Source organism: Pseudomonas sp. MC6 (genome assembly GCF_054790575.1).
On sequence record NZ_CP186504.1, the window covers coordinates 2,255,162 to 2,268,363 of the forward strand.

The following is a 13,202-nucleotide window of genomic DNA, read 5'->3' on the forward strand; positions in this document are numbered from 1 at the left end:
GATCAGTGCCGGTTTGTGCTCGCGCAGCGCCGCCAGCAGCGCCGGATCGCTCAATGCCTGCTTGTTGCCATTGACGCGCAATTGATCGTCGGTCACCACCAACTGAATGTCTTTTGTCTTCAGGGTTGCCAACAGTTCGAGCACATTCACAGGACGATCTCCATTCTTTCCGTAATTGCGGCGTAGCCGGCCAGGGTCGGTTGTTCGAACAACGCCCTGACATCGGCTTCCATGCCTTCCTGACGTAACCGGCCGATCAGACTGACCGCCAGTAATGAGTGACCACCCAGTTCAAAGAAATGGTCGTGACGCCCTACCCGTTCGACGTTGAGCAGCTCGGCCCAGAGCCGTGCGAGGGTGATTTCGACGTCGCCGACCGGGGCTTCGTATTCGCGGGTTTTCAGCGCTTGCCGGTCCGGCGCCGGCAGGGCCTTGCGGTCGAGTTTGCCGTTGGGGCTCAGCGGCAAAGCGTCGAGATGCACAAACACCGCAGGCACCATGTAATCCGGCAAATTTTCCAACAGTTGGGCGCGCAGCACGTCGATTTCCAGGCGTTCACCGGTGTAATACGCGACCAGGCGTTTGTCGCCGGGCACCTCTTCGCGAGCGACCACCACGGCTTCCTGCACACCTTCGATCTGGGCCAGGCGTGCCTGAATTTCGCCCAGTTCAATACGCAGGCCGCGGATCTTCACCTGATCATCGTTACGCCCCAGGTACTCGATATTGCCGTCCGGCCGACAGCGCGCGACGTCGCCAGTTCGGTACATGCGCCCGTGCGGATGAAACGGATCCTCGAGGAAGCGTTCGGCCGTCAACTGCGGTCGGTTCAGATACCCGCGCGCCACCTGCACGCCGGCGATGTACAACTCGCCGATCACGCCTTGCGGCACCGGTTGCTGCTGCGCATCGAGGATGTACAGGCGGGTGTTGGCAATCGGTTTGCCGATCGGTGTGTTGTCCGGGGTCTGCTCGATGGATCCGGTGCAGTCCCATGCGGTGACATCGACGGCGGCTTCGGTCGGGCCGTAGAGGTTGTGCAAACCACTGCCCGGCAATTGCAGTTTGAAACGTCGCACCAGACTGCCCGGCAACGCCTCGCCGCTGCACATCACCTGCCGCACGCTGTCGCAGCGTGTGGTGTCGCTGTTGGCGAGGAACACGTCGAGCATCGACGGCACAAAGTGCAGCGTGGTGATGTTTTCGGTTTCGATCACTTCAGTGAGGTATTGCGGGTCCTTATGCCCGTCGGGCCGCGCCATGACCAGTCGCGCGCCGGTCATCAGCGGCCAGAAGAACTCCCACACCGACACGTCGAAACTGAACGGGGTTTTCTGCAATACCGAATCGGCTGCGCTCAGGCGATAGGCGTCCTGCATCCACAGCAAGCGGTTGACTACACCAGCATGCTCGTTGACCACGCCTTTCGGTTGGCCGGTCGAGCCGGAGGTGTAGATCACGTAGGCGCTGTGTTGTGGCGTCAGCGCCGAGATCTGTGGATTTTCGGCAGACAAGGATTGCCAAGTGTTCTGGTCGAGGTCGATTACCGGTGCCGAGATATCTCCCAACAGCGCGCGGGTCGCGCCGTGCACCAGCACCACGGCCGGCGCGCTGTCCTCGAGCATGTAGGCCAGGCGCTCCGGCGGATAGGCCGGATCGAGCGGCACATAACCAGCGCCGGCCTTGTTGATCGCCAGCAGACCGATGACCATTTCCAGGCTGCGTTCAACGCAGATCGCCACCCGTGAATCCACTTGCACGCCAAGGCTGATCAAGTGCAGGGCCAAGCGATTGGCGCGTTCGTTCAGCTGCGTGTAGCTCAATGCGTGTTCGCCGGCGACGACGGCCACAGCCTCTGGCGTACGCTGCACCTGCGCCTCGAACAAGCCATGCAGCGTCTGCTGCAAATCGTAATCGACGTTGGTGTCGTTGAGGCCGAACAGCAACGCCTGCCGTTCCTCCTCCGGCAACACCATCAAGCGGTTCAACGGTTGCAGTGGTGTTTGTTCCAGCGCTGCAACCAGTGCGATCAGCGCGTTGTGCATGTACTGACCGACGCGTGCCGCACCAATGCGCGACGGCGTCATCACTGTCAGTTGGAAGCCACTGCCCAGATCGTCGACGTTGAGGGTCAACGGGTAATTGGTCCGTTCCTCGCCGGTCAGCGATTCAATGCCTTGCCAGGCCTCACGCTTGGTATTTTGCTGAGTTTCACTTTCGCTATGCCGGTAATTGAGCATCGCGCTGAACAGTGGCGACGGTGCCGCGATACCACTGCAACGCTGGGCCAGTGCCAGTGAAGCATGTTCGTGGGCCAACAGTGCACTGAGCCGCGCATGGGTCGCCTTGACCCCGGCGCGCACGTTGCTTTCGTCGACATCCACGCGCAATGGCAAGGTGTTGATGAACATGCCCAAGCCGCGATCCGCGCCCGCGCCGCCCTGCATGCGCCCGAGTAACACGGTGCCAAAGACCACGCGTTCCTGACTGGACGTTACCGCCAGCACCCGCGCCCAGGCGAGATGGAACAGACTGGCGACGCTGACACCGAGCAAGCGTGCCTGACTGCGCAGACGCTGCGCCACCGCAGCAGGCAGTGGCTGGCAGACTTCCTCGATGTCATTGCCGTCGCCGTGCACGTCCTGCAAGCCGAATGGGAGCGTCGGTTCGTCGATGTCGCCGAGCATTTCGCGGAAGAACACTTCGTGCTCTTGTTCGCTGACGCCAAGGCGGGTCTGCGCGACATAATTGCGGTACGGCACTGCGGGCACAGGCAATCGTTCATCACCGCGCAAAATCGCCTGCATTTCTTCGCTGACCACCGCCAGCGCGGTGTGGTCCATGGCAATGTGATGGAACAACAGCATGGCGACGACACGCTGATTGTCCGGATCGAGGGCATACACCAAACGCAGCAACGGTGCCCGATCAAGTTCCAGACGCCAGTGCCGCGCATCGAAGCGCGCCCGCAGTTGATCGATGGCCTCTCCCTGCGCAGGCTCCAGCGCCACAGCTTGTACCGGCAACTCCGCCTGACGCCAGACCACTTGCACCGGCGCCGCAAGGCCTTGCCAGACTATCGAAGTGCGCAGGATATCGTGGCGCGCCATGACTTGACGCAGCGCCGCAGCGAACCCTTGAAAACGTTCGATACTGTCGAACGCCAGACACGATTGCAGCAGATACGGATCGCCTTTCACGGCGCTGAGGTGGTGATACAGAATCCCCTCCTGCAACGGCGCCAGCGGATAAATATCCTGCACATTGGCCGCGCCACCCGGCACCGTAGCGACGATGCGTTCGATGCTGGCCTGATTCAGTTGCACCAGCGGCAGCATGTCCGCGGTGATGTGCGTGAAATCGGTCGCAATCAGATTCTCCGGTACCGCAACCTCGCGCCCGCTGCCCACCGCTGCCGCCAGCGCGGCCAATGTCGGCTGGCTGAACAGCACGCGCACGTCCGTGCTCAGATCGACCTGCCGCATGCGTTCGATCAGCGTCACCGCCAGCAACGAATGCCCGCCCAATTCGAAGAAGTTATCGTGACGCCCGACCTGTTCAACGTTCAAGACGTCCGACCAGATCTGCGCCAGGGCGATTTCCACCGAACCTTGTGGCGCGGCGTATTCGCGGCTCAGCCACGCCGTTTGATCCGGCTCCGGCAACGCCTTGCGGTCGAGCTTGCCGTTGGCGGTCAGCGGCAGTGCTGGCAGGCGCACGTAAGCGGCGGGCACCAGGGCTTGCGGCAATTGCGTTTGCAGATGACTGCGCAGATCCTCGATGTCGACGCTCAGGCGTTCGGTAAACCACGCCAGCAACTGCCCGTCGCGCACCAGCACCACGCAATCCTGCACGGCCGCGTGACTGCTCAACGCCGCTTCGATTTCGCCCAGCTCGATGCGCACACCGCGTAGTTTCACCTGATCATCGTTGCGTCCCAGATACTCGATTGTGCCGTCGGCGAGCCAGCGCGCGAGGTCGCCGGTGCGGTACATGCGCGCCTGCGGTTCGTCGCTGAACGGGTCGTCGAGGAAGCGTTCGGCAGTCAGCTCGGGGCGATGCAGATAACCGCGCGCCACGCCGGCACCGCCGACATACAACTCGCCGGCGACGCCGAACGGTACCGGGCGCTGCTGGTCGTCAAGCAGGTAAATCTTCGCGTTGGCCATCGGCCGGCCGATATGCAGCACCTGCCCGGACTCGACCGCGCCGGAGGTGGCAACCACCGTGGCTTCGGTCGGGCCGTAGTTATTGATCACCGCGAAGGTCTGCTCGCGGGGGAACTGGCGCAGTTTGTCGCCACCGATCAACAGCGTGCGCAAAGTCGGGTGGCCGAGGTCGCGACTGAACGCGTATTCGGCGACGGGCGTTGGCAGGAAACTCACCTGCAACGGCTGCGCGCGCCACCATTTCAGCAACTCATCGAGGTGCTCGTTGCTCACCGTTTGCGGCGGCAGGTGCAGGGTCGCGCCGACACACAGCGCCGGCCAGACTTCCCACGCCATCGCATCGAAACCGAACCCGGCGACACTCGACGTGTGGCTGCCGGCGCGCAGGTCAAACGCCTCGCAGTGCCAGTGCACAAGGTTTTCCAGTGTTGCGTGTTCGACCATCACGCCTTTCGGCTGGCCGGTAGAACCCGAGGTGTAAATCACGTAGGCCAGATGCGCCGGGGTCAGCCTCGACAGTTGCGGATTGCTCTCGGACAAGTGCTGCCAGGTAGGATGGTCCAGATCGATCAGCGGCACGGCGCCAAGCAGATCAGCCGTCGCAGCCTGCGCCAGCACCGCCATCGGCGCGCTGTCCTGCAACAGATAGGCGATGCGTTCCGCCGGATACGCCGGGTCGACCGGCACATAACCGGCGCCGGCCTTGAGGATCGCCAGCAACGCGACGAGCATGTCCGGGCTGCGGCGCAGACACACGGCGATGCGGTCATCGGGCTGCACGCCGAGCCCGAGCAAGTGATGGGCCAGACGATTGGCGCGCTGATTGAGTTGAGCGTAAGTCAGTTGCTGCACGCCTTGAACCACCGCCAGTGCATCCGGCTGCTGCTCGGCCTGCGCCTCGACCATGCGCTGAATCGTCGCGCCAGGCGGATAAGCCGCTGAGTGCTGGTTGAAGCCGACCAGCAAGTGCTCGTACTCGGCCACCGAAAGCACTGGCAAACGGTTGAGCGGACATTGCGGCGCCTCTTCCAGTGCCGTCACCAGATGTTCGAGTGCGGTGTGCATGTGACTGCAGATCCGTTGCGCACCAATCTCGGCGACCGCCAGCACGTCGAGGACAAAACCTTCGCCCAGATCATCCACCGACAGGGTCAGCGGATAATTGCTGCGCTCCTCGCCGCCAAGCATGCGCACGCCTTGCCAGATGCCCTGGCCGTCATGCGGCTGTTGCTCGGCGGCACTGTGTCGATAGTTAAGCAACGCGCTGAACAGCGGCGCGGAACCGACCATGCCACTGCATCGTTGAGCCAGCGCCAGCGATGCGTGTTCATGGCCGAGCAGTGCCGTCAGACGCGCATGAGTGGACTTCACCCCGACGCGCACGCCTTCAGCGAGATCGACGCGCAGCGGCAAGGTATTGATGAATACCCCCAGCGTGCGGTCGGCACCCTCACCGCCCTGCATGCGCCCCATCAACACCGTGCCGAAGACCACGTCACGGCGTCCGGAGACCACGCCCAACACCTGCGCCCAGGCCATGTGCATCAGGCTCGCCGGGCTGACACCCAACTGTCGCGCCTGTTCACGCAGGCGCAGATTGAGACCGGCATCGACCGCTTGCAGCGCTTCTTCGATGCCCCGCCCATCGCCCTGAACATCCTGCAGACCGAAGGGCAAGGTCGGCTCGTCGATATCGCCGAGCATCTCGCGGAAGAACGCTTCATGTTCCTGCTCGTCGGCGCCCAGAAGGGCCTGCGCCACGTAGTTGCGGTACGGCATCGGCGGCGTCAGCGTGTCGAGTTGATCGAACATCAGCGTGTGCATTTCCCGGCCGATCACGTCCATGGCCGTGTGGTCGAGAATCGAGTGATGGAACAGCACGATGGCGACGACTTGCTGTTGCGCCGGATCCTCGGCGTAGACCATGCGAATCAGCGGTGCCTGATTGAGGTCGAGGCGGAAATGCCGGGCATCGAAACGCGCGTGCAACTGTTCGAGAATATCGCCGTCCTGTGCATCAAGTGACACTTGCTGGACGACCATCTGCGCCTCGCGCCACACCACTTGCTGTGGGTTGGGCAAGCCTTCCCAGACCACGCTGGTGCGCAGAATGTCGTGACGGGCGATGACCTGCTGCAAATGCGTGGCGAAGGTTTGTAAACGCTCGAGGCTGTCGAAGGCCAGACGTGATTGCAGCAGATACGGATCGCCCTGCTCGGCGCTGAGGTGGTGATAAAGAATGCCTTCCTGCAACGGCGCCAGTGGATAGATATCCTGCACATTGGCGGCGCCGCCCGGCACCGTGGCGACGATGCGTTCGATGCTGGCCTGATCGAGTGTGGTCAGGGTCAGCATGTCCGGTGTGATGTGCGTGCAACCGATCGGAATCAGATTGGCCGGCACCTCGATTTCCCGTCCACTGCCCAAGGCCCGTGCCAGCGCGGCCAGGTTCGGCTGATTGAACAGCACGCGCACATCGGCGCTCAGACCGACCTGACGCATGCGTTCGATCAGGCTAACCGCCAAAAGCGAATGGCCGCCCAGTTCGAAGAAATTGTCGTGGCGGCCGATCTGTTCGATGTTGAGTACGTCGGCCCAGATCTGCGCCAGCGCCATTTCGACCGGGCCTTGCGGCGCTTCATATTCATGGCTGAGCCACGCATCCTGATCCGGTTCGGGCAAGGCCTTACGGTCGAGTTTGCCGTGTGCGGTCAGCGGCAGGCTGTCCAGTCGCACGTAAGCCGCCGGCACTAAAGTGTCGGGCAGTCGCGTTTGCAGATGCTGGTGCAAGTCGCTGATCTCGACCGACTCGATCTCAGTGAACCAGGCGACCAATCGTCCGTCGCGCACCAGCACCACGCATTCGCGGACCGCATCATGTGCGCTCAGCGCCGCTTCGATTTCGCCGAGTTCAATGCGTACACCGCGCAATTTCACCTGATCGTCATTGCGTCCCAGGTATTCGATATTGCCGTCCGCCAGCCAACGCGCGAGGTCACCGGTGCGGTACATCCGTGCGTGCGGCTCGTCGCTGAACGGGTCGTCGAGAAATTGTTCAGCGGTCAGTTCCGGGCGATTCAGATAGCCGCGTGCGACCCCGGCACCCCCGACGTACAACTCACCCTGCACACCGGTCGGCACCGGCTGTTGCTGGCGGTCCAGCAAATAGACTTTGGCATTGGCAATCGGCCGGCCAATGTGCAAAACCCGCCCGGGCTCAATGCGCCCGGACGTCGCCACCACCGTGGCTTCGGTCGGGCCGTAGTTATTCATGACGTCGAAGGTCTGATCCCGTGGGAACTGGCGCAACTTGTCGCCCCCGATCAGCAGCGTGCGCAGGGTCGGATGGCCCAGCCCGCGACTGAAGGCATATTCGGCCACCGGGGTCGGCAGAAAGCTCACCTGCAACGGCTGCGCGCGCCACCATTCGAGGAGTTCATCAAGGTGTTCATTACCGATCGCGGGCGGTGGCAGGTGCACGGTCGCGCCGACGCACAGCGCGGGCCAGACTTCCCAGGCCATGGCATCGAAACCGCAACCGGCGACGCTGGCGGTGTGGCTGCCGGCGTGCAGGTCGAACGCTTCGGCGTGCCAGTGCACGAGGTTTTCCAGAGTGCGGTGCTCGACCATCACGCCTTTTGGCTGCCCGGTAGAACCCGAGGTGTAAATCACGTAGGCCAGATTTTCCGGGGTCAGTCCCGGCCGTTGCGGATTGTCGTCAGGCAGGTGCCGCCACTCGCTGGCATCCAGATCAATCACCGGTACAGCGCCGAGCAGGTCGCGCGTCGATGCCTGCGCCAGTACCGCAATCGGGTCGCTGTCCTGCAACAGGTAGGCGATGCGTTCTCGCGGATAATCAGGATCGATCGGCACGTAACCCGCGCCGGCCTTGAGAATCGCCAGCATTCCAACAAGCATGTTCGGGCCGCGACGCAGGCACAGCGCGACTCGGTCATCGGTTTGCACGCCGAGGCCGATCAAGTGATGAGCGAGACGATTGGCGCGCTGATTCAGTTCGCGGTAGCTGAACTGTTGCTCACCCTGCACCACCGCCAATGCTTCGGGATACGCCAAGACTTGCGCTTCAAAGAGCCGCGGCACTGTCTGCGCGGACGGGTATTCACGACCGCTGATGTTGAAACCAACCAGCACACGCTGCCGCTCGCCCGGCGACACGATCGATAGCTGCTGCAACGGCGCCGTTGGCGTGTACTCCAGTGCCGTGACCAGGCTGTGCAACGCGGTTTGCAAGAAGTCGCAGACCCGCGCGCCATCCACCTGAGGCACGGCTTGTACGCTCAAGCGGAACCCTTCGCCAAGGTCGTCGACACTGACCACCAGCGGATAATTGCTGCGCTCGCGCGAACTGAGAATCTGCACGCCATCCCACGTTACAGCGGCCGACTCCGGCGCACTGTGGCGGTAGTTGAGCAAGGTGCTGAACAGCGTCTGCGAACCGGCGACACCACTGCAACGCTGGGCCAGCGCCAACGAAGCTTGCTCATGGCCGAGCAATTGCGCCAGACGTGCATGGGTGGCACGCACGCCGAGTTCTACCGATTCAGTACCGACGCTGACACGCAGCGGCAAGGTGTTGATGAACATGCCCAGCGCCCGATCAGCGCCCTCCCCACCCTGCATGCGTCCGAGCAATACCGTGCCAAACACCACATCCTGCTGGCCGGACACCTGCGCCAACACCTGAGCCCAGGCCTGATGCACCAGACTGGCCACGCTGACACCCAGGCGCCGCGCCTGCTCGCGCAGGCGTTCGCCGAGGCCGACGTCCAGCTCGGCATGACTGTCGAGGATATCGCTGCCGTCGCCGTGCACGTCCTGCAAACCGAAGGCCACGGTCGGCTCGTCAATGTCGGCAAGCATTTCGCGGAAGAACGCCTCATGCGCCTGATCATCGGCGCCAAGGCGCGCCTGCGCGACAAAGTGGCGGTACTGCACCGGCGGCGGCAGGTCGCTGCTGCAGCCGAGCATGACGTCGCTCATTTCCGCCACCAGCACGTCCAGCGCGGTGTGATCGAGGACGATATGGTGCATCAGGAGAATGCCGACCCACCGGTTGTGCGGCTGATCTTCGGTGTAGACAAAACGCATCAGCGGCGCGCGATTGAGGTCCAGACGATAGTGGCGTGGATCGAAACGCGCCTGCATCTGCTCGAGCACGTCGCCGTCGAGGTCATCGGCATCGACGCGTTCCAGCGCGAGTGGCGCCTCGCGCCAGACCACTTGCACGGCTTCCTCAAGCCCCTCCCAGACCACGCCGGTGCGCAGAATGTCATGGCGTTTGATCACGCCGTTCAAGGCGCGGACGAAGGTTTTGATCTGTGCCAGACCGTCGAAGGCGAATTGCGCCTGCAACACATACGGGTCTCCGGCGCTGGTTGCCAAGTGGTGATAGAGAATCCCCGCCTGCAACGGCGCCAGAGCATAGATGTCCTGCACATTGGCGATACCACCCGGCACGGTTGCAACGACACGGTCGATCGCGGCCTGATCGAGATTGGCCAGCGGCAACATGGCCGGAGTAATGCGCGTGCAACCCGGTTCGATCAGGTTGTCCGGGACAACGATGGCACGTTCGCTGCTCAAGGTCGCTGCCAGCGCCGCCACGCTCGGCTGACCGAACAGTACGCGCACGTCGCAATGCAAATCCTGTTGGCGCATGCGCTCGATCAGCTTCACTGCCAACAGCGAGTGACCACCGAGTTCGAAGAAGTTGTCATGGCGGCCGACCTGCTCGACACTGAGCAATGTCTGCCAGAGACCGGCGATCAGATTCTCTACTGCTCCGACCGGCGCTTCGAAACCACGTCGGGCGAAGGCATCGCTGTCCGGTGCCGGCAAGGCTTTGCGGTCGAGCTTGCCATTGGTAGTCAGCGGAAAAGCGTCCAGGCGCACGAAAGCGCTTGGCACCATGTAGTCAGCCAGCGTCGCCAGCAAATGATCACGCAATTGCGCCACATCAGGCGCGGCATCGGCGTCAGCCAGCCAGTAGGCAACCAGACGCTGATCACCGGGGCTGTCCTCACGGGCGATCACCACGGCTTCGCGTACACCTTCGCAGGTAGACAGGCGCGCCTCGATCTCACCCAGCTCAATGCGGAAACCGCGAATTTTCACCTGATCGTCGTTGCGCCCCAGATATTCGAGGTTGCCATCAGCGGCCCAGCGCGCAAGGTCGCCGGTTTTATACAACCGCGCCTCGGCATTTGCGCCAAACGGATCATTGATAAAACGCTCCGCCGTCAGCGCTTCGCGATTCAGATAACCGCGCGCCACCCCGGCGCCACCGACATATAGCTCACCGATCACGCCGACGGGGACCGGTTCACGCTGCGCATCGAGGACATACAGTTGCAGGTCGGGAATGCGCACGCCAATCGGGCTGACGCCGAGCAATTGCGCGTCGGCGGCCTGCAACGGCCGATAGGTCACGTGCACCGTGGTTTCGGTGATGCCATACATGTTCACCAGCCGCGTTCCGGCATTGCCGACCCGCGCGTACCACGGCTTGAGCAGCCCAGGCTCCAGCGCTTCGCCGCCGAAAACCACTTCCCGCAAGGAATGCTGCAAGGTGCTGCGGCCCTGAGCGGCGATCAGTTGGCGGAATGCGCTCGGCGTCTGGTTGAGCACCGTGACGCCGGTTTCGCAGAGCAGTGCATAGCAGTCGTCCGGCGAGCGGCTGACGGCTTGCGGGACCAGCAGCAATTGCCCGCCGAACGCCAATGCACCCCAGATTTCCCACACCGAGAAGTCGAACGCGAAGGAATGGAACAGCACCCCGATGTCTTGCTGGTTGAACTGGAACCAGTCATGGGTGGCAGAAAACAGCCGCGCCACGTTGCGGTGCTCGACCATCACGCCTTTGGGCAAACCGGTGGAGCCGGAGGTGTAGATCACGTACGCCAGATGCGCCGGGGTCAGCTCGGGGATCTGCGGATTGCTGTCGAGTTCGGCCTTGAGGTGAGCGCTGCCGAGGTCGATCTGCGGCACATCGAGAGCGGCCACGCGATCGCGGGTCGCCGCCTGCATGAGAACCGCCGCCGGGGCGCTGTCCTGCAAGGTGAAACTGATTCTGTCGAGCGGATAGGCCGGATCGATCGGCACATAACCGGCGCCTGCCTTGAGCACGCCAAGCAGGCCGATGATCATTTGCGGGCCACGCTCGACGCAGATGGCGACACGGTCGTCAGGGCGAATGTTCAGCGCCAGCAAATGGTGGGCGACCTGATTGGCGCGGCGGTTGAGCTCGCCGTAGCTGAGCGTCTGCCCTTCGAAGATCAGCGCCGTGGCGTCCGGGCGGGCCTGTGCATGGATTTCAAATTGCTGGTGGATCAGCGGGGTGTCGGGGAACTGCGACAGCGGCAAATTGCTGCCGTACAGCAGGTGTTCGCGTTCGCTGGCGGGGAGGATTTTCAGCTCTTGCAGCGGCACATCGGCGCTGGTTTGCAGGGCCGCGAGCAGACTTTCCAGCGCCGTATTCAGGTACGCGGCCATGCGCTCGGCACCCAGCGCCGCATCTGCCAGCGCGGTAATGCGCAAATCTGCGCCGAGGTCATCGATGTTGATGGTCAGCGGGTAGTTGGTGCGCTCGCGGGCACCCAATACCTGCACACCGGGAGCAATGTCGACCACATCAGCGACTTCTTCGACGCTGCTGTGCCGGTAGTTGAGGATCGCGCTGAACAGCGGCGTCGGCACCGCGACGGCGCTGCAGCGTTGCGCCAAAGCCAGCGAGGCTTGCTCGTGCGCCAGCAACGCGGTCAGCCGCCGATGGGTCGCCAGGACCCCGGCGCGCACGCTTTGCTCACCGACATCAACGCGCAGCGGCAAGGTGTTGATGAACATCCCCAACGCCTGCTCACCGCCCTCGCCCGCGTCCATCCGCCCCAGCAGTACAGTGCCGAACACTATCGCTGTGCGCCCGGACAATTGCCCGAGCACCCGCGCCAGCGCCAGATGCGTCAGGCTCGCGACGCTCACGCCGAGCTGCCGCGCCTGCTCGCGCAACTGCCGGCTCAAGCGGCTGTCGAGCATCAACGAAGACTCCTCGATAGCATGGCCGTCACCCTGCACATCCTGCAAACCACACGGCAGCGTCGGCTCGTCGATATCGGCGAGCATCTCGCGGAAAAACGCTTCCTGTGCCTGCTCGTTGCCCGCACTGCGGGCCTTGGCCAAGTGATCACGATACGGCACCGCCGCTGGCACTTGCGCAGTCTGCCCGAGCAGACAGGCCTGAATTTCCCGGCGCAGTACGTCCAGCGCCACGTGATCCATGATCATGTGATGAAACAGCAACAGCGCGACCACGCGGCCCTGAGCAGGATCCTGCGCGTAGACCATGCGCAGCAAGGGCGCTTGCTGCATGTCCAGACGAAAGTGCTGCGGATCGTGACGTTCGAGCAATTGCGTTAGTACGTCGGCACCACTGTCGACGTTGATTTCCTCACACAGCAGCGGCGCCTCGCGCCAGACCACTTGCACCGCCTCGTCGAGGTATTCCCAGACAAACGAGGTGCGCAGGATGTCGTGACGTTTGACCACCCAACGCAGCGCGTCGGCGAAGGCGTCCAGCCGTTGCTGGCTGTCGAACACGAAGCGCGCCTGCGAGATGTAAGGGTCACCGGCAGCGGCCGAAAGATGGTGGTACAGCATGCCTTCCTGCAACGCCGACAGCGGATAAATGTCCTGCACATTGGCCGCGCCACCCGGCACCGTGGCAACGATGCGGTCAAGGGTGTGCTGATTCAGCGTCACCAGCGGCAGCATGTCCGGGGTAATGCGAAAGGCCGGGCTCAGCCAGTCGCCGCCATGTTGGGCTACTAGCTCCAGCAGTTGCGCCTTGTGCGCCGAAAGGCTGTCCCACAAAGCGTCATCCAGCGCGTCGTCGCTGCCCAGAATGACCAGGTCTTCATCTTCCTGTTGAAGGCGGATCGCATGGGTGGAAATAACAGCCATCAGTTCGCTGAAATGCATGAGGTAACCTGCTGTAAATACGGAAAAAAGGAGCGCGCA

1 protein-coding gene and 1 pseudogene are annotated in these 13,202 nt (G+C 62.9%); both read right to left on the reverse strand.

The window, feature by feature from the left end; genetic code table 11:
- Positions 1-54: 54 nt before the first annotated feature.
- Positions 55-150 (reverse strand): annotated as a pseudogene (locus ACOYXE_RS10045) (hypothetical protein); the annotation flags it as partial.
- The gene (locus ACOYXE_RS10050; RefSeq protein WP_460928997.1) at positions 147-13,163 is read right to left on the reverse strand and encodes an amino acid adenylation domain-containing protein; all 13,017 of its coding nucleotides are present in this window, start codon (positions 13,161-13,163) and stop codon (positions 147-149) included. The pseudogene ACOYXE_RS10045 and the gene ACOYXE_RS10050, both read right to left, overlap by 4 nt.
- Positions 13,164-13,202: the final 39 nt, after the last annotated feature.